Origin of the sequence: Rhodococcus sp. BP-349 (assembly GCF_019835845.1) — a bacterium.
GTDB lineage: Bacteria > Actinomycetota > Actinomycetes > Mycobacteriales > Mycobacteriaceae > Rhodococcoides.
The window spans coordinates 1,810,805-1,831,929 of the sequence record NZ_JABUDR010000001.1; the positions used below are offsets into that span (position 1 = coordinate 1,810,805).

The following is a 21,125-nucleotide window of genomic DNA, read 5'->3' on the forward strand; positions in this document are numbered from 1 at the left end:
CCCGTCAGGCGGGCGGTGCCGTCGACGGCGTGACCGCGGGAGCGGGTGTCGTCGGCACGGGAACGAGCCCCTCGGGGATCACCGATTCCGGCACCACGGCACCCGGTGCGGGCGAGACGGGTGCCGAGCCCGACTCGGGAGCGCTCTCCGGCGTCGTCACCGGTGGGGTCGGCAGCACACTGGTCAGATCCGTCCACCACGGTGGAAGTCCGGGAATGTCCGGCAGGACGATGACCGGCAGATCGGGAGCCGGACGGAGCGTCGGGGTGGTGGAGGTCGGGGGCGCCATGGTCGCCGTTGCCGTCGGGGCGGTCGAGCGAGACGGGTAGGGACGTACTTCGGGCGTGTACGTGTAGTCGGTCGTCGGCCAGGGCTCCACGGCGGTGGGCTGCGCAGGCTCGCCGTCCCACCCACCGGTCAGAGCAGGCGGCGCCGCGTCGGGCGCCGTTGCACTGGTGGCCGTCTCCTCGGCCGTGGCCGACTCGGGGAGCTCCGAGGTGGCCACCGTGGTGACGCTCGGCTCGCTCGACGGGGTCAGGGCCTGAACGCCGTACGCGAGCACGACGGCCATGGCGGCACACGCCGCAGCGAGCAGCCCGACCGTACGCAGGCTCCCGGCGATCGACGTGGGCGGCCGGACGGACGCGGGCAGCACCGAGTGTCCGAGGTCGCGGGCCAGCAGGGCTGCGCCCTTGGCCACGGCGGCGTCGGGTTCGGGTGTCGGCACCGCGGGTACACCGGCGGCGTCGGTGATGGTCTCGACCACGGCGGGCACGTGTGCGCCGCCGCCGACCACGGCGGTCACCTCGGGGCGCGCGGTCGGGCCGGCCTCGTCGAGGACTTCAAGAACGAGTTCGCGCAACGCAGCCAGCGGTGCGGCGATGGCGACGACCATCTCGGCGCGGGTGACGGTGAGCGTCTCGGCGCCGGGCAGATCCACGGTCACGGACTCGTGGAAGGACAACTGCTCCTTGGCCGTGCGCAGACGCGCCGCGACCACCGGACGGTCCGAGGTGGTGACCGCGGGAAGCCGTTCCGCGGTCAGGGCCAGGAGGTGCGCGTCGAGAACGGCGCCGCTGACCTCGTCGGTGCGCCGGACCGCGCGCACGGTGCCGTCGACCTGATCGATGACCGTCGTGGTGGTGCCCGACGCGCCGACGTCTACGAGCAGGACGTGGCCGTAGCGCGCCACCTCGCCGGTGTGCCGGAGCCAGCACAGCAGGGCGTCGGTGTCGGTCACGAGGTGCTCGCTCGTCACGTGGTGACGGCGGGTCGCCGACAGGATCGACCGCGACCCGGCGCCACCGCGATGCGCCACGGCGATGCGTCCGCCCGAGGTGGCGGGGCCGGTCACCTCGTCGACGAGGTGGTGGGACGCGAGATCGAGCGAGGTGGCGACGAGGTCACCGATGTCGGAGCGTGCGCCCTCGGCGGTCACGGTGCGGTAGTCGAAGGTCTCGGTGCCGTCGCGGGCGGTGGTGAGGACAGCGCAGCACACCACCTCGGACCCTGCCGAGACCCCGATGGTGGGTTCGGGGACGACGCTCTCCTGCTGTGTGTCCGACACGTGCATGCACCTCCTCGGGCGGTCGTTCGTACGCTGCCGTTATGCGAATGTTACCGAAGTCGCCCGGAAATAGTGCACATCCCGCGGTGGTTCCATCCGCTGAAGGACACCGAACCCCTTCCTGACCAGTGCAATGACGAGACGTCACGAAAGTGAGAAAGGGGCGCGTCACCGTGTCTGCGAGCTTCGAGATCGGTATCACCACCTTCGCCGAGACCTACCCGGAGGAGGGGGTGCCGGAGGTGCGGGGCCACGGTCGACGACTGCGCGAGGTGGTCGAGGAGGCCCAGCTCGCCGACGAGGTGGGACTGGACGTCTACGGCGTCGGTGAGCATCACCGTGAGGACTTCGCCGCGTCCGCGCCCGCCGTCGTGCTCGCCGCGACAGCAGCGCGGACCGAGCGCATCCGCTTGACGAGCGCCGTGAGTGTCCTCAGTTCGGACGACCCGGTGCGGGTGTACCAGGACTTCGCGACGCTCGATCAGCTCTCCTCGGGCCGCGCCGAGGTGATCGCCGGACGCGGATCCTTCACCGAGTCGTTCCCGCTGTTCGGCTACGAGCTCGAGGACTACGACGACCTGTTCGCGGAGAAGCTCGACCTTCTCGTGGCGCTCTCCCGGTCCGAGCGGGTCACCTGGTCCGGCCGTCATCGCAGCGCCCTCACCGATCAGGCGGTGCACCCGCGTGCCTTCCAGGAGCCGCTGCCGGTCTGGGTCGGAGTGGGCGGCAACCCGCAGTCGGTGGTCCGGGCGGCGTCCTACGGGCTGCCCGTCGCGCTGGCGATCATCGGCGGCGAGCCCGCCCGGTTCGCGCCGTTCGGCGATCTCTACCGACGCGCGCTCGACGAGTTCGGCAAGCCCGCCACCCCGCTGGCCGTCCACGCGCACGGCTTCGTCGGCGAGTCCGACGACTCCGCGGCGGAGAAATTCTTTCCGCCGTACCGCACCGCGATGTCGCACATCGGTCGCGAGCGCGGATGGCCGCCGATCGGTCGGGGTCAGTTCGACGCGGCCCGGTCCGAGCGCGGCTCGCTCGTCCTCGGTTCGCCGGAGACCGTGGCCGCGAAGATCGTCTCGATGTCGACGTTGCTGGGCCTCGATCGCTTCATGCTGCACATCAGCGTCGGCACGCTGCCCCACGAGACGGTGCTGCGCTCCATCGAACTTCTGGGCCGCGAGGTCGCGCCTCTCGTCCGCGAGGCGATGGCGTCCTCGACGCGACACGAGAATGTGCACTCGTGAAGGTTGAGTGCTGGCACTCGCGTGTATAGAGTGCTAGTCGACGCCAGGTTCAGTGACCCGGCACCCGCGACGACGGGCCACCGCACTCACGCGTCGTGAACCAGAGCAGTACGAACACCAGCACAATCCGTGCCGGGGACCAGCCCCGGACCGACAATCGTGAAAGTGGAGGGCTCATCGTGGCAGGCGTGAACATCAAGCCGCTCGAGGACAAGATCCTCGTCCAGGCCGTCGAGGCCGAGACGACGACCGCCTCCGGCCTGGTCATCCCCGACACCGCCAAGGAGAAGCCCCAGGAGGGCACCGTGGTGGCCGTGGGTGAAGGCCGTGTGACCGACAAGGGAAATCGCATCCCTGTCGACGTCAAAGAGGGTGACACCGTCATCTACAGCAAGTACGGCGGCACCGAGATCAAGTACGCCGGCGAGGAGTACCTGATCCTGTCCGCACGCGACGTGCTGGCAGTCATCTCCAAGTAAGCCCCACGCCCTCCGCCCCGGTGTCCTTGTCTCGAGGACCCGGGGCGGAATGCGTCACGCCGTACTGATGAGGAGTTGGTAGGCCACATGTCCAAGCAAATCGAATTCAACGAGGTCGCACGACGCAGCCTCGAGAGGGGCGTCGACAAGCTCGCCGACGCCGTCAAGGTCACCCTCGGGCCCCGCGGTCGGCACGTGGTGCTGGCCAAGGCCTTCGGTGGTCCCACCGTCACCAACGACGGCGTGTCCATCGCGCGTGAGATCGACCTCGAGGATCCCTTCGAGAACCTCGGCGCACAGCTCGTCAAGAGCGTCGCCACCAAGACCAACGACGTCGCCGGTGACGGTACGACGACCGCGACGGTGCTGGCCCAGGCCCTGGTCAAGCAGGGTCTCAAGAACGTCGCCGCCGGCGCCAACCCGATCGCGCTCGGCGCCGGTATCACCAAGGCCGTGGAGCACGTGTCCGAGGCGCTGCTCGCCGCCGCGGTTCCCGTGCAGGGTGAGAAGTCCATCGCGCAGGTCGCCACCGTGTCGTCCCGCGACGAGGTCATCGGTCAGATGGTCGGCGAGGCGCTCACCCGTGTCGGCGCCGACGGTGTCGTGACGGTCGAGGAGTCGAGCTCACTCGTCTCCGAACTCGTCATCACCGAGGGCGTGCAGTTCGGCAAGGGCTACCTCTCGCCGTACTTCGTCACCGATCCGGACAGTCAGGAAGCGGTCTTCGAGGACGCGCAGATCCTGCTGTACCGCGAGAAGATCTCGTCCCTTCCCGATTTCCTGCCGCTCCTGGAGAAGATCGCGGAGTCGGGCAAGCCGGTCCTCATCATCGCCGAGGACATCGAGGGCGAGGCACTGTCGACGCTCGTCGTGAACTCGATCCGCAAGACGGTCAAGGCCGTCGCGGTGAAGGCGCCGTTCTTCGGAGACCGTCGCAAGGCGTTCCTCGAGGATCTCGCCATCGTCACCGGTGCCACCGTCATCAACTCCGACATCGGCCTCAGCCTCAAGGATGCGGGCCTCGACCTGCTCGGCAGCGCGCGCCGCGTCGTCGTCACCAAGGACGAGACCACCATCGTCGAGGGTGCGGGCACCGCGGAGGCCATCGCCGACCGCGTCGGACAGCTCCGTCGCGAGATCGAGGCGACCGAGTCCGACTGGGACCGCGAGAAGCTCGAGGAGCGTCTGGCGAAGCTGGCCGGCGGAGTCGCGGTCATCAAGGTCGGTGCCGCCACCGAGACCGACCTCAAGGAGCGCAAGTTCCGGGTGGAGGATGCCGTCAACGCCGCCAAGGCAGCGGTCGAGGAGGGCATCGTCTCCGGCGGTGGCGCCGCACTCGTGCACGCCAGCCGCGGCCTGAAGGACCACCTCGGTCTGACGGGCGACGAGGCCATCGGCGTCGAGGCCGTGCGCCTCGCGCTGCGGGCCCCGATGTACTGGATCGCGAGCAACGCCGGTATCGACGGTTCCGTCGTCGTCGGCAAGCTCGTCGACGCGGACGACGGCACCGGCTTCAACGCCGCCACGCTGACGTACGGCGACCTGGTCGCCGACGGCGTCATCGACCCGGTCAAGGTCACTCGCTCGGCCGTGGTGAACGCCGCGTCCGTCGCGAAGATGATCCTGACGACCGAGTCGACCGTCGTCGACAAGCCCGAGGTCGTCGAGGACGAGGGCGGCCACGGTCACGGCCACAACCACTGATCACCCTCTCGACGAGCGAGGCCCCATCGGACACGGTCCGGTGGGGCCTCGCTCGTTCGTGCCGGGTCAGCGGGGGGGTGGGTCAGGAGGCCAGACGACGGCGGTTGCGCCGCGCGAAGACCTCTCGCTCGGTCTCGGACATGCCGCCCCAGATGCCGTACGGCTCACTCACGGCGAGCGCGTGGCTCCGGCACTGGGCGAGGACGGGGCACGCGCGGCACATCTCCTTGGCCTTCATCTCGCGTTGCGCTCGCGCTCGTCCTCGTTCACCATCGGGATGGAAGAACATCGACGAGTCCTCGCCGCGGCACGATCCGTGCATCTGCCAGTCCCAGATATCGGCATTGGGTCCGGGAAGGTGATTGGGCTGGGGCATTGTGTACTCCTAGGACTCTCACGCACGGTCGTGAATTCTTCTGGTGCAGTTCACGATCTGTCGCAACCGTAGAGCCGCGCGAGTTTCACCGTCAACAGTCTCGATCGTGGTGATCTGCATACTCCGAGCAGGCATTAATTAACTCGGACGACACTTTTCTCTGGTGTCGAGCCGGTAGGGGAGTCGTCGTAATGTCCCCGTCACATCGTCGACAAGACGCCGACACACTGGGCCCGGAAATGTCGTGACATTTCGTGTGTAAATTCCTGAAGAACGCCCGGAGACTATTCTGTTTCCCGTGCAGTCCCCACGTCGTCCCGTGCCCGGTCCGGACTCGATGACACGGTGGTCGGAGGCCGTCGAGGCCGGCGCCCGCGGGTGGTACGCCGCGTCGCTCACCGGGGCGCGGTCGCTGCGGCGCGACGCAGATCCGGCCGTGCGGTCCCTGAGCGCGAGTCTCGAAGGATCGCTGTTGCGACAACTCGGTCGCCACACCGATGCCGCGGTTCGCGACGGCGCGGCCCTCGCCGACAGCGGCTACTCGCGGGCGGCGGATCCGCGCCGGGCGATCGACGTCGATGCCGCGGTCGACGCGCTCGTCGGTCTCGCCGCCGACTCCCTCGGTCCTCGTCGCCTCGCCCGCGCCGACGACCTCCTCATCCGAGCGGAGGGGGTGCTCGCGACTCGGCCCGGACGTGACCGGGTGTCACTGCGCGTGCTGTGGGTACGGGCGGAGGTGGCGATGGCGTCGGGTGACGCGCGGCGCGCCCTCGACGCAGCGGAGGCATCCGTGCGGGCGGCGCAGGAGTTCGGCTCGCCGCGGCACCTCGTCAAGTCTCGCGTGGTGCACGCTGCCGCCCGGCTGGTGGCAGGTCACCGCGCGGACGCCGCGACAGCCGCCCGTTCGGTGCGCGCCGACGCCGCCGACGCCGGTCTGCTCCCGCTCGCATGGGCTGCCGCATGTCTGTCCGAAGCCTGCGGTGACCGCGACGCGGGGGATGTCCGACGAGGTTTCGAGGTTGCGATCCGGTCACGCGGAGGGCAATTCTCGTGACCGAACCGTACGGTTCGGTCGAACCGCGTCGGGCGGCGACTATCCTTGAGTGGTTCCGCACCGGGCCGTCGGGGACCGGGAGGAAGCACGCCCGAATTCGGAGCGGGCCCGATGTGAGGTGGGAAACACTCTGACGATGATTGCCACGGGTGAGGGGCTGGACTCGGCCGTCGCCGCAGCTGCTCGCGGTGACCGAAGGGCTCTCTCCGTCGTCCTCGAAACCATCAGGCCGATCGTGGTCCGGTACTGCCGCGCGCGCGTCGGCGCAGGTGAGAGGGGTCAGCTGTCTGCGGACGACGTCGCCCAGGAAGTGTGCCTCGCGGTCATGACAGCGCTGCCGCGCTACGAGGACCAGGGCCGCCCCTTCATGGCGTTCGTGTACGGGATCGCGTCGCACAAGGTCGCGGACGCCCATCGGAGCACGTCGCGTAACAAATCCGAACCGATGGCCGATGTACCGGATGTCATGTCCATCGAGGACGGCCCCGAGCAACGGGCGCTGGACTCGGAGGCAGGACGTCGCATGAACGAACTGCTGTCGACGCTGTCGGAGAAGCACCGCGAGATCCTGGTGCTCCGGTTGGTGGTCGGGTTGTCGGCAGAGGAGACGGCCGCCGCCGTGGGTAGTACCGCAGGCGCCGTTCGTGTGGCGCAGCACCGGGCAATAGCGAAGCTGAAGAACGAAGTAGTGGGAGCAGGTGACAAGTATGGCTAGGGACTCGTGGCGCGGCAGCGCTGGAGATTCTCGGCACGGCGCCTCCGGACACGGAGCCACCGGCCGCCCCGACGCCTCCGGCGCAGGTGGCGTCGATCCCCGTGCCGTCGACGATCTCGAGTCGTCCGGCCCCGTCGACATCATGGCCGTGCGCCGTGACGACGCGCTCATCGATGCGATCGCGAGCGACGGTCCCGTCGCGACCGGCGATTCCGACGAGTATCGCCTGGCCAGTCTGCTGGCCGAGTGGCGTTCCGACATCCTCGCCGATCCACTCCCCGAGAGCCCCGATCTGGATCAGGTCGCCGCGGCGATCGATCTTGCTCTGGCAGAGGACGCCCTGCACCGTCAGCGGACGCGGAGCCGGATGAGTTTCCTGCGTCCCGTCGCCGGTGCCGCGGCTGCGGTCGCATTCCTCGCGGGTGGAGTCACGGCGTTCTCGTACAGCGCGATGCCGGGCGACCCGCTGTGGAAGGTGAAGGAGGTCGTCTTCACTCAGCAGGCCGATTCGACGGTCGCGCAGGTCGACACCACGTCAGCGTTGCAGGAGGTCGAGAACCTGATCGCTCGTGGTGACGCGGAGACGGCCAAGACTCGTCTGGCCGAGGCCGCGCAGCGGACCGAGAGCATCCGCGACGAGGACGAGCGTGCCCAGCTGCAGATGTGGTGGACACGGTTGTCGGACGAGCTGAAGAAGTTGACCGCACCGGCCGCAGTTCCCCCGCCGGCGCTGCCGACCACGTCGGTCACCACGGTTCCGACGGTGCCGCAGGACATCATCCCGGAACTTCCCGCCGACCCGAGTCTGCAGATTCCGCAGATCCCGCTCCCGACGGCGATTCCACAGTTGCCGACGGACATCCAGTTGCCGTTCCCGCTCCCGACGGCTCTGCCGCTGCTCCCGCAGTTGCCCACCACGACGGTCACCGTCTCGCCGGACATTCTGCGAGCGCCCATGCCCGTGCCGTCGACGACGGCGGCGGTCACCCCGAACACGTCCGTGACGCCCAACTGACTTGAAGTCACGACCCTCGGCCACGAGTAAGGCCCGCAGACGCTGTCTGCGGGCCTTACTCGTGAGGTGGTGTTCCGGCGACGCGTCCTACGAGTCGTACCCGTCGCCCTGGAGCGCGTCGTTCATGGACGCGTCCGCGTACCCACGGCAGTAGTCCCACGTCACGTACGCGTCGGGAATCGGATCGTAGGCGGGCTCGTGCGGACGCACGGTGCCGTCGACGAGCAGCTGGAGCAGATTCGCGCGCAGCATGTCCCAGTCGTGGTAATGGTCCTGCTGGCAGTCCTCGCAACACACGACGAGACCGCGGACGCCGCGATGGGCGAGCAGTGCTTCGTAGACGGCGAGGTCCGCGAGATCCTCCTCGACCGCCAGGCGTTCCTGGGGGTCGAGGGGTTGTCCGGGCTCGATGGCGTCGAGGGCGGCCGAGGGGTCGGCTGGATCGCCGGCGAAGGGATCCGGCGGCAGACCTGGAGGCAGTTGATCGCGCACACGTCCACGGTACGCAGCAAGTGCCGGTCTGCGCCAGCGCTACACGGCTCCACGCGGGCGGGGCGGCCTCCGACGCACGGGGTGACCTGCGCCGGGCGGGGGACCGATACGATGTATCGCGAGCGGACGAGGGAAGTCCCCGGCTCGCAGATCGATCGACCGCAGCTCAGGAGGGCCCGATCCGTATGAGTACCCCCGACAGGCCCGTGACCGCCCCAGAGGACTCGACCACGCGTGTCCGCACCGGTGGCGACGACCCGAACAAGGTTGCCATGCTCGGCCTCACCTTCGACGACGTTCTCCTCATACCCGCCGCATCGGATCTCATTCCGAGCAAGGTGGACACGTCCAGCCAGCTGACCCGAGAGATCCGGCTGCGCGTCCCCCTGGTGTCCAGTGCCATGGACACGGTCACCGAGGCGCGCATGGCCATCGCCATGGCCCGTGCCGGCGGAATGGGCGTTCTGCATCGCAATCTGTCCGCGGCCGATCAGGCGGCGCAGGTCGAGGTGGTCAAGCGGTCGGAGGCCGGCATGGTCACGGATCCGGTGACGTGCTCGCCGTCGGACACGCTCGCCGAGGTCGACGCGCTGTGCGCCAAGTTCCGCATCTCCGGCCTGCCCGTCACCGACGAGCGCGGCGAACTGGTCGGCATCATCACCAACCGCGACATGCGGTTCGAGGTCGACCAGAACCGCACCGTCGCGGAGGTCATGACGAAGGCTCCGCTGGTCACCGCGCGCGAGGGTGTCACGGCGGATGCCGCGCTGGGCCTGCTGCGCCGTCACAAGATCGAGAAGCTGCCCATCGTCGACGGACACGGCCGGCTCACCGGCCTGATCACCGTCAAGGACTTCGTCAAGACCGAGCAGCACCCCTACGCCACCAAGGACCGTGACGGCCGTCTGCTGGTCGGTGCCGCCGTCGGCGTCGGTGACGACTCCTGGTCCCGCGCGATGCTGCTCGCGGAGGCGGGGTGTGACGTCCTCGTCGTCGACACGGCGCACGGGCACAACTCCCAGGTCCTCGAGATGGTCAGCAAGATCAAGGCCGAGGTGGGCGAGCGTGTCCAGGTCGTCGGCGGCAACATCGCCACGCGTTCGGGAGCGCGCGCCCTGGTCGAGGCGGGTGCGGACGCCGTCAAGGTGGGCGTGGGTCCCGGTTCCATCTGCACCACCCGCGTCGTCGCCGGCGTCGGTGCCCCGCAGATCACGGCGATCCTCGAGGCGGTCGCGGTGTGCAAGGCCGCAGGTGTGCCCGTCATCGCCGACGGCGGACTGCAGTTCTCGGGAGACATCGCCAAGGCGCTCGCCGCCGGCGCCTCCACCGCGATGCTCGGATCTCTGCTCGCCGGCACCGCCGAGTCGCCCGGTGAGCTGATCCTGGTGGGCGGCAAGCAGTTCAAGAGCTACCGCGGCATGGGTTCGCTGGGCGCCATGCAGGGGCGTGGCGCCACCAAGTCCTTCTCCAAGGACCGCTACTTCCAGGACGACGTGCTGGCCGAGGACAAGCTGGTGCCCGAGGGCATCGAGGGGCGCGTCCCGTTCCGGGGCCCGTTGTCGCAGGTCATCCATCAGCTCACCGGCGGACTGCGGGCCGCGATGGGATACACGGGGTCGAACTCGGTGGAGGAGCTGCAGGAGGCGCAGTTCGTGCAGATCACCTCGGCCGGACTCAAGGAGAGCCACCCGCACGACATCACCATGACCGTCGAGGCACCGAACTACACTGCCCGCTGACTCGATTCCGACCGGAGTCGAGCGCCACCCGTCCCACGAGGTTCGGGAGGCTTACGAGAGAGGACGCGCGTGCGCGACCTGGTGGAAATTGGCATGGGCCGCACGGCTCGACGGACGTACGAGCTCGAGGACGTGGACATCGTCCCGTCCCGCCGTACCCGGTCGTCGAAGGAGGTGTCGACGGCGTGGCAACTGGACGCCTATCGCTTCGACATCCCGATCGTCGCGCACCCGACCGACGCGTTGGTGTCTCCGTCGTTCGCGATCGAGCTGGGCAAGCGCGGTGGCCTCGGCGTCATCAACGGTGAGGGCCTGTGGAGCCGCCACGCCGACGTGGAGTCGGTGATCCATCAGCTCGTCGAGCTCGCGGAGTCGGACGTCGACGCGGATGCGCCGGTGAAGATGCTGCAGAAGCTCCACGCCGCACCCCTGCAGCCGGATCTGCTCGCCGCCGCCGTCGCGCAGGTGCGGGAGGCGGGGGTCACGGTCGCCGTGCGCGTCAGCCCGCAGAATGCGCGTTCGTTGACCCCGGCGCTGGTGGCCGCAGGCGTCGATCTGCTGGTCGTGCAGGGCACGATCATCTCCGCGGAGCACGTGGGGCACCCGAGCGAGGAACCGCTCAACATGAAGACGTTCATCGCCGAGCTCGACGTTCCCGTCGTCGCCGGCGGCGTGAGCGATCACCGCACCGCCCTGCACCTGATGCGGACCGGTGCTGCAGGCGTCATCGTCGGGTACGGATCCACCGAGGGTGCCACCACCACGGGCGAGGTCCTCGGTATCGGTGTCCCGATGGCCACCGCCATCGCCGACGCCGCGGCCGCCCGTCGCGACTACCTCGACGAGACCGGCGGTCGGTACGTGCACGTGCTCGCCGACGGCGGGATCACGACGTCGGGTCATCTCGCGAAGGCCATCGCCTGCGGTGCGGACGCCGCCGTGCTCGGCGCGCCGCTCGCCCTGGCCGACGAGGCTCCCGGACGCGGCTGGTACTGGCCGTCGGCAGCGGCGCACCCGTCGATGCCGCGCGGTGCGTTCCTGCCCGTGTCGTTCGGCGAGGACCGCCCTTCGCTGGACCGCGTCCTGTCCGGTCCGTCTACGGACCCGTTCGGTTCGTTGGACCTGGTCGGCGGCCTGCGACGGTCGATGGCCAAGTCGGGCTACTCCGATCTCAAGGAGTTCCAGAAGGTGGGCCTCAACATCCGCGGATAGTCGCGACCAGTTCCTGTCACCCGGATTCACACGTACGGTATCGTGGTGCCGATCACGTCCGGGTAATCAGGAGGTCTCGATGAGCGACGCAACCACGACGAGCGACACCCCGCATTACGACGTCCTCGTCGTGGGGTCCGGCTTCGGTGGCAGTGTCACGGCGCTGCGGCTCGTCGAGAAGGGCTACACGGTCGGCGTTCTCGAGGCCGGGCGCCGGTTCGAGGACGACGAGTTCGCGGCGACCAGCTGGGACCTGAAGAAGTTCCTGTGGGCACCGAAGCTGGGTTGTTTCGGCATCCAGCGCGTCCACCTGCTGCGGGACTGCCTCATCCTGGCCGGCGCGGGTGTCGGCGGCGGGTCGCTGAACTACGCCAACACGCTGTACCAGCCGCCGCGGTCGTTCTTCCAGGACCAGCAGTGGTCGCACATCACCGACTGGCACTCCGAGTTGACGCCGTTCTACGAGCAGGCGCAGAAGATGCTCGGTGTCGTGCAGAACCCGCACATGACCCCGGCGGACCATGTCATGAAGTCCGTCGCCGACGACATGGGCGTGGGCCACACCTTCATCCAGACGCCCGTCGGCGTCTTCTTCGGCGACGAGCCCGGCAAGACGGTGCCCGATCCGTACTTCGGCGGTGTGGGTCCCGATCGAACGGGCTGCATCGAGTGCGGTGAGTGCATGACCGGCTGCCGCCACAACGCCAAGAACACGCTGCTCAAGAACTACCTCGGCCTGGCGGAGAAGGCCGGCGCGGACATCGTGCCGATGACCACGGTGACCGACCTGACTCCGCGCCCCGACGGATCCTGGGTCGTCGCCACCCAACGCACCGGCGCGCACGTCAAGAAGCACCGTAGGACGTACACGGCCGGCCACGTCGTGCTCGCCGCCGGTACGTGGGGCACTCAGCAGTTGATGCACAAGTTCCGTGACAACGGCTCGCTGCCCGGGCTCTCGCCCACCGTCGGGCGCCTGACCCGCACCAACTCCGAGTCCATCGTGGGCGCGGGGAAGCTGACGTACGACCCGTCGATCGACCTCACACGCGGCGTCGCGATCACGTCGTCCTTCCACCCCAGCGAGGACACCCACATCGAGCCGTGCCGCTACGGCAAGGGCTCGAATGCGATGGGCCTGCTGCAGACCCTCATGACCGACGGCGGCGGCCGCACCCCGCGGTGGCTCAAGTTCCTGGCCGAGGTGGTCGAGAACCCCGTCCGGTTCCTGCGCATGATGAACACGCGGCACTGGAGCGAGCGCACCATCATCGCGCTGGTGATGCAGAACCTCGACAACTCCATCACCACGTTCACCAAGCGTGGTCTTCTCGGGCGTCGTCACGTCAGCAGCAGGCAGGGCCACGGCGAGCCGAACCCCACGTGGATCCCGATGGGCAACGAGGCCACCCGCCGTATCGCGGAGAAGATCGACGGCATCGCCGGCGGGACGTGGGGAGAGGTCTTCAACATCCCGCTCACCGCACACTTCCTCGGTGGTTGCGTCATCTCCGAGGACGTCGAGAACGGCGTCATCGACCCGTACCACCGCGTGCACAACTACCCGACGCTGAGCATCGTCGACGGCTCGTCGGTGTCGGCCAACCTGGGCGCCAATCCTTCGCTGACCATCAGCGCGCAGGCCGAGCGAGCCGCGTCGCTGTGGCCGAACAAGGGGGAGAAGGACCTTCGTCCCGCGCAGGGTCTGCCGTACCAGCGCATCGAGCCGATCGCGCCCCGCAGCCCGGTGGTTCCCGCGCACGCACCGGCGGCCTTGATGCTGCCCATCGTCGAGATCCGGACGCCGTCGAGCACGCCTCCGTCCTCGTCACGGGTCGCCAGCCACGCGGGCAGCACCGGCGCGGCGTGAGGGCGGACGCGCTCTCTAGACTGTGCGCGTGACCGACTCCCCGCAGCAGGATCCCGTCCCGCCCCTCGAGAACGCGAATCCCGTGCTCGTCGTCGACTTCGGCGCGCAGTACGCCCAGTTGATCGCGCGGCGCGTCCGTGAGGCCCGGGTGTTCTCGGAGGTCGTGTCGCACACGATGACGGTCGACGAGATCGCGGCGAAGAAGCCTGCGGCGATCGTGCTGTCCGGTGGTCCGTCGAGCGTCTACGCCGAGGGTGCGCCGCAGCTCGATCCGGCGCTGTTCGACCTGGACGTCCCGGTCTTCGGTATCTGCTACGGCTTCCAGGCGATGGCGGGCGCGCTGGGCGGCACGGTCACTCACACGGGTACGCGCGAGTACGGGCGCACCGACATCGACGTCTCCGGCGGCACGCTGCACGACGGGCTGCCGTCGACGCAGCCCGTGTGGATGAGTCACGGCGACGCCGTCACCGAGGCTCCCGAGGGTTTCGAGGTCGTGGCGACCAGTGCGGGCGCCCCCGTCGCGGGATTCGAGAATCGGGCACGACGCCTCGCGGGGGTGCAGTACCACCCCGAGGTCCTGCACTCCCCGCACGGTCAGCAGGTGCTCTCCCGCTTCCTGCACGACATCGCCGGCATCGCACCGACATGGACGGCGGCGAACATCGCCGATGCGCTGGTCGAGCAGGTGCGCGAGCAGGTGGGTGACGGCAGGGCCATCTGCGGTCTCTCCGGTGGGGTCGACTCCGCGGTGGCCGCGGCGTTGGTGCAGCGCGCGATCGGTGACCGACTGACGTGTGTGTTCGTCGATCACGGACTGCTGCGAGCGGGAGAACGCGAGCAGGTCCAGCAGGACTTCGTCGCCGCCACCGGCGCCCGGTTGGTGACGGTGGACGCGGTGGACACCTTCCTGCGCGAGCTCGACGGCGTCTCGGATCCGGAGACCAAGCGCAAGATCATCGGCCGCGAGTTCATCCGCTCGTTCGAGGGTGCGGTGAGCGCGGAACTGGGTGACAGTGCGGCGCACGGGGAGTCGATCGACTTCCTCGTCCAGGGCACGCTCTACCCGGACGTGGTCGAGTCCGGCGGCGGCAGCGGTACCGCCAACATCAAGAGCCATCACAACGTCGGCGGTCTGCCCGAGGATCTGCAGTTCTCCCTCGTGGAGCCGCTCCGGCTGCTGTTCAAGGACGAGGTCCGCGCCGTCGGCCGGGAGCTCGGCCTGCCCGAGGAGATCGTGGCTCGGCAACCGTTCCCCGGCCCGGGCCTGGCCATCCGCATCATCGGGTCCGTCACGCCCGATCGGCTGGCGACGCTGCGCCACGCCGACGCCATCGCCCGCGAGGAGCTGACGATGGCGGGTCTGGACTCCCAGATCTGGCAGTGCCCCGTGGTGCTGCTCGCCGACGTCCGCAGTGTGGGTGTGCAGGGCGACGGCCGGACCTACGGCCATCCCATCGTCCTGCGTCCGGTGTCGAGCGAGGACGCGATGACCGCGGACTGGACCCGGCTGCCGTACGACGTGCTCGAACGGATCTCCACCCGGGTCACCAACGAGGTGCGCGAGGTGAACCGAGTGGTGCTCGATGTGACGAGCAAGCCGCCGGGCACCATCGAATGGGAGTGAGCCCGGCGGCGAGAGTGTCACCGCGAGCGTGACTTCCGGCGCCTGACGGGTGCCAGGACGAGGACCACGCCGACGACGACCGCGGCGATCACCAGAGTCCATCCCGAGGCGGCACCGGCGACGATCGCGGTGGGGTCCGCGCCGACGAGTGTCGGGATCGCCAGCAGCAGTGCCGCCACACCGGCGATCAGCAGGACCGGTGAGGGCCCGCGGCGATCGGTACTGCTCGTGTCGTGTCCGGTCTCATCGGTCACGGTGCACCTCCAGATTTCCCAGCGCTGTGCTGGCCTCGATGGTCAGGGTCGGTCCTGCCGTCCCGTCGGATCCGCCGTCGACCCCGCCGGCGCCGATGCAGTTCGCGTTGCCGACGGCGCTGCTGCAGTCGGTGACGACGTTCATGGTCGGCGACAGCAGGATCTCGGTGTTGCCGACGGCCTTCTCCACGGTCACGGTGCGGTCCTCGGTGAGGTCGAGTCCGCGCAGGTCGAGGACGAAGTTCCCCACACCGGACTCGTACGCGGGCGCCAGCGCGGCCATCGAGGTGGGCGCGATCGTCACGTTGCCCATGTTCGGTGACTCGACACCGCGCAGGTCCTGCACGTCGACCAGGGACGACACGAGGACGAACCCGGCGAGCGGGGCCGCGAGAACGAGCAAGCCGTAGCCGCGCCGCAGGAACGCGCCGATGATCAGTCCGATGCCGACGACGGTCAGCGCCACCGCCCCGACACGGGGTGCTGTCACGACGGCCGCGCCCGTCGCGGCGCCGATGCCGATGGTCACGGCGGAGGCGATGATGGCGAGGCCGATCACCGTGGACGTCAGGTGCGACTTCCGCGTCGGTGCGGGGACCGGGAGAACGGGCCGACCCGGTTCGGGTAGGTCCCAGGCGAACGGGGCGACCCCCAGGGGATCCCAGCTCGGCGGCGGCGGAGTGGACGGTGTGTCCCGGTCGTCCTTCGACAACGAGACGGGCGCGGTGTGTGCGGCCGGTTCCGAGACGTACTGGTCGGGGAGCGTCGAGTAGGCGTTCCACTGCTGTGCGGCCAGGTGTCCGGCAGAGTGAGGAGCGCCCGCGATCTCGGCCGGTGTCGGCGCGTTCGGAGTCCGACGGAACAACAGGTACAGGGCCCCGAGCATGGCGATCGTGGACACCAGCCCCGATCCCATTCCGAGTGGTCCGACCGTGAGGACCGAGACGACGAGAGCGACGGACAGCACCACGGCCGTCGTGTGGGAGTCCGACGTGCGGCCGCGGCCGAGCAGCGACTCCGCCGGCGACACGACGTCGCCGCGGCGCGGAAGCACCAGCCACGCAGCGAGATACAGGACCAGGCCGGATCCACCGAACAGGGTCGAGACGACGAACGCGACACGGACGAGAACGGGGTCGACGCGGTAGCGGTGGCCGATTCCGGCGGCGACACCGGCACCGGGGCCCTGATCGGGCAGGCGCACGGGTCGGGTTCGCCAGATCTCGGACAGCTGGGCGGACGCGGTGGCTTGGGTCATGGATACATCCTGGGCTGCCGGGGCGTCCCGGCACATCGGGGCGAACCCTGATTTCGCCGGTGTCCACGCGTCGCGTGACTCGACGCAGATGGGGGAGAACCCCGATACCGCGGAGCCGTGAGCCGTGCCAGTATCGAGGCGTGTCCACCCTGCCCGCACAGTCTCCGCACACGCGGGAGCCCCCCGGCCGTCCGCCCTTGCCGACGCCGGCGCTCCGTCGCCGTGCCGCCGGCCGTGTCGTCGGCGGTGTCGCGGGCGGTGTCGCCGATCACCTGGACGTCGACGTCTTCCGGGTGCGGGTCGTCTTCGCGGTGCTGTGTGCCGCAGCCGGTGCCGGTGCTGTCGCCTACGGACTGCTGTGGATCTTCACCTCCGCGGGTACCGACGTGCGCAGGCCGGACCGCTCGGAGAAACGTCGTGCCTACGGGCTGATCGCCCTCGGGATCGGCGGCGCCGTCGCGCTGGGGTCCGGGCTGACGGGCAGCTCGTCCACGATCATCGCCCCTGTCGTCGTCGTCGCGCTCGGCGCCGCGCTGGTGTGGCGCGAGTTCGACGCGGCCGGGACCCGAACGTCGGACACACGGACGGCGGACACCCGGCCTCGGCACGCACGCACGTCGGTACTGGGATGGGCGCGGATCGTCGCCGGGGTCACGCTCGTGATCATCGGTCTCTGTGTCGTGCTCGTCGCCCGGGTGGACGTGCGGGCCTTGCAGTCGTCCCTGCTGGCCGTCGTCGTGACGCTGGTCGGGGCGGTGCTGCTCACCGTGCCGCTGTGGATGCGGTTGTGGCGCGCCCTCGGTGACGAGCGCGCGGCACGCATCCGGAACGACGAGCGCGAGGAGATCGCGTCGCACCTGCACGACTCGGTGCTGCAGACCCTCGCGTTGATCCAGAAGCAGTCCACCGACTCCGCCGAGGTGATGCGCCTCGCGCGCAGCCAGGAGCGAGAGCTACGCAAGTGGCTGTTCGGGGGAGACCGTGACGACCACGCGTCCCTCGTCCGCGCGTTGGCCACCATCGCCGGTGAGGTCGAGGACCATTACGGTGTGACCGTGGATCCCGTGACCGTGGGCGACGTGGCTCTGGACGAGCCGGTCGAGAGTTCGGGGCTGAACCGTGAGGTCGCCACCGCTCTGCTCGGAGCCACACGCGAGGCACTCGTCAACGCCGCCAAGCACTCCGGGGTGACCTCCGTCGACCTGTACGCCGAGGCGGGTTGCGACACCGTCGAGGTCTTCGTCCGCGACCGCGGGTGCGGATTCGATCCGGACAGCGTGCCGCAGGATCGCCAGGGGCTGGCGCGCAGTGTGCGGGCGCGCATCGAACGCCGCGGCGGCTCGGTGCGGGTGCGGTCCGCGCCCGGGCAGGGCTCGGAGATTCACATCTGTGTGCCGCGGGTGCGCGGCACGGGTACCACCGGGCACGCGGACTCCGTGCCCGACACCGCGAGAGAGGAACGGTCCGCGTGACCCTGCGAGTCTTCCTGGTCGACGACCACGGAGTGTTCCGGTCGGGGGTGCGCGCGGAACTGGGGCGCGAGACCGACATCGAGGTGGTCGGTGAGGCCGGGGGCGTCGCGGACGCGGTCCGCGGTATCGACGAGATCCGACCCGACGTCGTCCTGCTCGACGTGCACATGCCCGACGGCGGTGGGGTCGCTGTTCTGCAGTCCATCGCGGAGGGCCCGGTGTGCCTGGCGCTCAGCGTGTCCGATGCCGCCGAGGACGTCATCGCCGTGATCCGCGCCGGCGCACGCGGTTACGTCACCAAGACCATCTCGGGGTCCGATCTCGCCGACGCGGTGCGCCGCGTTGCGGGCGGTGACGCCGTGTTCGGACCGCGATTGGCGGGGTTCGTCCTCGACTCCTTCACCGGTCGCTCCGCGGCACCGGAGCCGCCGCTCGATCCGGAGCTCGACTCCCTGACACCGCGCGAGATGGAGGTGCTGCGTCTGCTCGCCCGCGGCTACACCTACCGCGAGATCGCCGAGACGCTCTTCATCTCGATCAAGACCGTCGAGACCCATGCCTCGAACGTGTTGCGGAAGACGCAGCAGTCCAACAGGAACGCCCTCACCCGCTGGGCACACCGACGGCGCATCGAATGAGGGCCCGCGCGATCGCGGCCGTCGTCATCGGTCTCGGTGGGGTGGCCGCAGGTCTGGTGGCCGTCGTCTCGTCGATGCTCGAGACCCGCAGCATGGTGGTCGTGGGTCCCGCCTCCGCGGCGCCGCTGCTGTTGTGCGTGACCGTCGTCGGAGTCGTGGTGTGTCTGCTCGCGCGGCGGTGGTGGATCGCCGCAGCGTCGGCCGTTCTCCTGGGGCTGGGCGCGGTGGTCGCGGTGCCGCTGTACGTGCCGGGCGCCGCAGGAGTCGCCGATGCTGCTCCCGGTGAGCCGCTGCGCGTGATGCAGGCGAACGTCAAGCTGGGAGAGGCGGATCCGCAGGCACTGGTGTCGTCGGTGCGGGAGCGCCGCATCGACGTCCTCACCGTGCAGGAGCTCACCGAGCAGTCGGTGGGGGCGTTCGACGCCGCAGGGCTCTCCGCCGCGTTGCCCTACCGGTTCGTGGCGCCGTATCAGGGCGGCGCGGGCGCCGCGATCTACAGCCGGTTCCCGCTGTCGAACGGCCGGGAACTGCCCGGCTACCTGCTGGCGAGCGTGACGGCAGATCTCGATGTCGGTGCGGCGCAACCACTCCGGGTCTACGCGGTGCATCCGGTACCGCCCTGGCCGACACCCACCCCGGTGTGGGCGTCGGAGCTGGACATGCTCGGTGACGAGTTGGCACAGGCGTCGCCGGGAGCGGTGATCGTCGGCGGTGACTTCAATTCCACGCACGCGCACAAGCGGTTCCGCGATCTGCTCACCGGTGGTTACGTGGACGCTGCGGACGCTGTCGGTGCGGGGCTCATCCCGACCTACCCGATGGACGCGTGGTACCCACCAGTGGTCGGGATCGACCACGTCGTGGTGCGGGACGCGCAGGTGCGCTCGCTCGAGGCCGTCGACATCGTGGGATCCGACCATCGGGGGCTCGTCGCGACCGTCGACGTCCCCTGACCCACCTCGATCTCTCGCCGGGGTCGGGAGCGGGTCAGAGCACCAGGAGCAGGACGATGAGCAGGAGCAGCGCCGCGCCGCCGATCGCGAGGTAGAGCGGCAGCCCGGCGGGGGCGGTGAAGGACTTCGGTTCCTTCGTCTCGAACGCGGGCGGCGAGTACGTCGGGCGCGGGGCCGGCCCGGGTGCCGCCGTGGTGGACGCCGCCGTCGGACGCGGAACCCGATCCAGAGGGGTGGCGGTGTCCGCTGCCGGGAGCCCCGTCATGGTGCGGCCGTGGATGCGTTCGCCTCGGCGGGAGGTGCCCGGGACGCGGGAGCCGCGCAGAGCCCAGAACGGGACCTGACCGTCGGCCGCGCGCAGCGGATGGTTGATCACCGATCCGGCGTTGCCGTTCTTGCCCACGGCGAGGGTGACGAAGCGGGTGCGGACCTCGGCCATGGTGGGGCGGCGCGCGGGGTCGGGTTCGAGCATGTGCAGCAACGTGGCCGTCATCGGTCCGCTCTTGCGCGGCGGGATGATGCGCCCCCCGGCGACGCGGTGCAGCAGGGCGATGGAGTCGGCGTCGATGCCGAAGGGTGGTTGTCCCTCGGTCGCGGTGTACAGCGTGGCGCCGAGCGAGAAGACGTCGCTGGCCTCGGTGGGGTCCGCGCCGCGCGCCACCTCGGGTGCGAAGTACGCGGGGGTGCCGGTGATGACGGCGCTGTTCTCCTCGTGCGTGTCCGTCTTGGCCCGTGAGATGCCGAAGTCGCTGATCTTGACCATGCCCAGCGCGCTGCCGCGATCGGCGACCAGGATGTTGCCCGGTTTGATGTCGCGATGCACGATGCCGGCGGTGTGGGCGGCGGTGAGGGCGTCGGCGATCTGGGCGCCGATCTGGACGACCTCGTCCGGGGGCAGCGACTCGGCGATGTTGAGGGCCATCGCGAGGCTGCGGGCGGGGAGGTACTCCATGATGAGCCAGGGCTCGCCGCTGTCGAGCGCGACGTCGTGCATGGCGATGGCGTGCGGGTTGTTCAGCTGGGCCGCCATCCGCCCCTCGCGCATGGCACGGTCGCGGATCTCGCGGGCGGCCTCGGGAGTGAGGTCCACGGTCGAGGTGGCCTGTTTGACGGCCACCTTGCGGCTGAGCAACGTGTCGCTCGCGAGCCACACCGCGCCCATTCCGCCGCCGCCGAGCTTGGAGTCGAGTCGGTAGCGACCGGCGAGGAGGTAGTCGGGTCCGATGACCGGTCGCGTGCGCCCCGAGCCGGCCGCCGCTCCGCTGGGCTGCTGGTGATCAGTCACGGTGTTCGAGGTTATCGGACGAGCCGATCGAGTGCCGGGCAGGGCTGTCACCAGTACGTTTCCGGGCGTCTTGACGTTCGAACGGGCAGCGGCTTTACTGGTGTGAGCGTTCGAAAGTATGTTCGAATTCTCGGTCTTCCCCCGGGTCTCCAACGCAGTCTCGACCGTCCCGAC

Annotated in this window: 19 protein-coding genes; 13 read left to right on the plus strand and 6 right to left on the minus strand. The window is 69.5% G+C overall.

The annotated features are described in order from the left end of the window. Positions 1-4: 4 nt before the first annotated feature. Positions 5-1,567, minus strand: coding sequence for an Hsp70 family protein (locus HQ325_RS08650; RefSeq protein ID WP_222628065.1), 1,563 nt, complete (start codon positions 1,565-1,567; stop codon positions 5-7). A 152-nt stretch (positions 1,568-1,719) separates the two neighbouring features. Between HQ325_RS08650 and HQ325_RS08655 the strand changes: the two genes are divergently transcribed. From HQ325_RS08655 to groL, 3 genes are all read left to right on the plus strand, one after another. Further along, positions 1,720-2,808, plus strand: coding sequence for an LLM class flavin-dependent oxidoreductase (locus HQ325_RS08655; RefSeq protein ID WP_374107196.1), 1,089 nt, complete (start codon positions 1,720-1,722; stop codon positions 2,806-2,808). A gap of 179 nt (positions 2,809-2,987) precedes the next feature. Beyond that, positions 2,988-3,287 (plus strand): co-chaperone GroES, encoded by a 300-nt coding sequence (groES, locus tag HQ325_RS08660; protein WP_027503792.1) that lies wholly within the window; start codon positions 2,988-2,990, stop codon positions 3,285-3,287. Positions 3,288-3,374: 87 nt separating this feature from the next. Next, positions 3,375-4,991: a chaperonin GroEL gene (gene groL / locus HQ325_RS08665; protein ID WP_027503791.1), complete on the plus strand. Its 1,617-nt coding sequence runs from the start codon at positions 3,375-3,377 to the stop codon at positions 4,989-4,991. 82 nt (positions 4,992-5,073) lie between these two features. Here groL and HQ325_RS08670 read toward each other — a convergent pair whose 3' ends face one another. Then, positions 5,074-5,367, minus strand: coding sequence for a WhiB family transcriptional regulator (locus tag HQ325_RS08670; protein ID WP_037183820.1), 294 nt, complete (start codon positions 5,365-5,367; stop codon positions 5,074-5,076). Positions 5,368-5,665: 298 nt separating this feature from the next. Here HQ325_RS08670 and HQ325_RS08675 point away from each other — a divergent pair, with 298 nt between their 5' ends. The 3 genes from HQ325_RS08675 (at position 5,666) to HQ325_RS08685 (ending at position 8,151) form a co-directional block, all read left to right on the plus strand. Further along, the gene (locus HQ325_RS08675; protein WP_222628067.1) at positions 5,666-6,421 is read left to right on the plus strand and encodes a hypothetical protein; all 756 of its coding nucleotides are present in this window, start codon (positions 5,666-5,668) and stop codon (positions 6,419-6,421) included. A 136-nt stretch (positions 6,422-6,557) separates the two neighbouring features. Next, a complete protein-coding gene (locus tag HQ325_RS08680) occupies positions 6,558-7,136 on the plus strand; it encodes a sigma-70 family RNA polymerase sigma factor (RefSeq protein ID WP_222628069.1) in 579 nt (192 codons plus the stop codon). After that, entirely contained in the window at positions 7,129-8,151 is a 1,023-nt protein-coding gene (locus HQ325_RS08685) for an anti-sigma-D factor RsdA (RefSeq protein WP_222628072.1), read from the plus strand. Before HQ325_RS08680 ends, HQ325_RS08685 begins: the two co-directional genes overlap by 8 nt. Positions 8,152-8,238: 87 nt before the next feature. On the opposite strand, the gene HQ325_RS08690 is transcribed toward HQ325_RS08685, so the two are convergent. Continuing rightward, positions 8,239-8,643 carry a DUF5319 domain-containing protein gene (locus HQ325_RS08690; RefSeq protein WP_027503788.1) on the minus strand — a complete coding sequence of 135 codons (405 nt, stop codon included), beginning with the start codon at positions 8,641-8,643 and terminating at the stop codon, positions 8,239-8,241. Between the two features lie 185 nt (positions 8,644-8,828). Between HQ325_RS08690 and guaB the strand changes: the two genes are divergently transcribed. The 4 genes from guaB (at position 8,829) to guaA (ending at position 15,091) form a co-directional block, all read left to right on the plus strand. Next, complete coding sequence (gene guaB, locus HQ325_RS08695) at positions 8,829-10,382, plus strand: IMP dehydrogenase (RefSeq protein ID WP_222628074.1); 1,554 nt, start codon at positions 8,829-8,831, stop codon at positions 10,380-10,382. Between the two features lie 69 nt (positions 10,383-10,451). After that, on the plus strand, positions 10,452-11,594 hold the full coding sequence (locus HQ325_RS08700; RefSeq protein WP_222628076.1) for a GuaB3 family IMP dehydrogenase-related protein: 1,143 nt from the start codon (positions 10,452-10,454) through the stop codon (positions 11,592-11,594). Between the two features lie 79 nt (positions 11,595-11,673). Further along, positions 11,674-13,464, plus strand: coding sequence for a GMC family oxidoreductase N-terminal domain-containing protein (locus HQ325_RS08705; protein ID WP_222628078.1), 1,791 nt, complete (start codon positions 11,674-11,676; stop codon positions 13,462-13,464). A 28-nt stretch (positions 13,465-13,492) separates the two neighbouring features. Next, entirely contained in the window at positions 13,493-15,091 is a 1,599-nt protein-coding gene (gene guaA, locus HQ325_RS08710; RefSeq protein WP_056442621.1) for a glutamine-hydrolyzing GMP synthase, read from the plus strand. A gap of 17 nt (positions 15,092-15,108) precedes the next feature. On the opposite strand, the gene HQ325_RS08715 is transcribed toward guaA, so the two are convergent. Both HQ325_RS08715 and HQ325_RS08720 read right to left on the minus strand, forming a co-directional pair. Beyond that, positions 15,109-15,345, minus strand: coding sequence for a hypothetical protein (locus HQ325_RS08715; protein WP_222628080.1), 237 nt, complete (start codon positions 15,343-15,345; stop codon positions 15,109-15,111). Beyond that, positions 15,335-16,603: a PspC domain-containing protein gene (locus HQ325_RS08720; RefSeq protein WP_222628082.1), complete on the minus strand. Its 1,269-nt coding sequence runs from the start codon at positions 16,601-16,603 to the stop codon at positions 15,335-15,337. Before HQ325_RS08720 ends, HQ325_RS08715 begins: the two co-directional genes overlap by 11 nt. Before the next feature lie 149 nt (positions 16,604-16,752). On the opposite strand from HQ325_RS08720, the gene HQ325_RS08725 reads away from it, so the two are divergent. Genes HQ325_RS08725 through HQ325_RS08735 form a run of 3 tightly spaced genes read left to right on the plus strand, consistent with a single transcriptional unit; the run spans position 16,753 to position 19,666 of the window. Further along, positions 16,753-18,075: a sensor histidine kinase gene (locus HQ325_RS08725; RefSeq protein WP_374107211.1), complete on the plus strand. Its 1,323-nt coding sequence runs from the start codon at positions 16,753-16,755 to the stop codon at positions 18,073-18,075. Between the two features lie 2 nt (positions 18,076-18,077). Further along, positions 18,078-18,713: a response regulator transcription factor gene (locus HQ325_RS08730; protein ID WP_037184132.1), complete on the plus strand. Its 636-nt coding sequence runs from the start codon at positions 18,078-18,080 to the stop codon at positions 18,711-18,713. Then, positions 18,710-19,666, plus strand: coding sequence for an endonuclease/exonuclease/phosphatase family protein (locus tag HQ325_RS08735; RefSeq protein ID WP_222628086.1), 957 nt, complete (start codon positions 18,710-18,712; stop codon positions 19,664-19,666). Before HQ325_RS08730 ends, HQ325_RS08735 begins: the two co-directional genes overlap by 4 nt. Before the next feature lie 34 nt (positions 19,667-19,700). Here HQ325_RS08735 and HQ325_RS08740 read toward each other — a convergent pair whose 3' ends face one another. Further along, positions 19,701-20,951 carry a serine/threonine-protein kinase gene (locus tag HQ325_RS08740; protein ID WP_308014318.1) on the minus strand — a complete coding sequence of 417 codons (1,251 nt, stop codon included), beginning with the start codon at positions 20,949-20,951 and terminating at the stop codon, positions 19,701-19,703. Positions 20,952-21,125 lie beyond the last annotated feature (174 nt).

Bases quoted from the DNA above. Each gene is read 5' to 3' on its own strand.
- groL (WP_027503791.1), top strand. From the start codon at position 3,375: ATGTCCAAGCAAATCGAATTCAACGAGGTCGCACGACGCAGCCTCGAG.
- HQ325_RS08670 (WP_037183820.1), bottom strand. From the start codon at position 5,367: ATGCCCCAGCCCAATCACCTTCCCGGACCCAATGCCGATATCTGGGAC.
- HQ325_RS08680 (WP_222628069.1), top strand. From the start codon at position 6,558: ATGATTGCCACGGGTGAGGGGCTGGACTCGGCCGTCGCCGCAGCTGCT.
- HQ325_RS08685 (WP_222628072.1), top strand. From the start codon at position 7,129: ATGGCTAGGGACTCGTGGCGCGGCAGCGCTGGAGATTCTCGGCACGGC.
- guaB (WP_222628074.1), top strand. From the start codon at position 8,829: ATGAGTACCCCCGACAGGCCCGTGACCGCCCCAGAGGACTCGACCACG.
- HQ325_RS08705 (WP_222628078.1), top strand. From the start codon at position 11,674: ATGAGCGACGCAACCACGACGAGCGACACCCCGCATTACGACGTCCTC.
- HQ325_RS08720 (WP_222628082.1), bottom strand. From the start codon at position 16,603: ATGACCCAAGCCACCGCGTCCGCCCAGCTGTCCGAGATCTGGCGAACC.
- HQ325_RS08735 (WP_222628086.1), top strand. From the start codon at position 18,710: ATGAGGGCCCGCGCGATCGCGGCCGTCGTCATCGGTCTCGGTGGGGTG.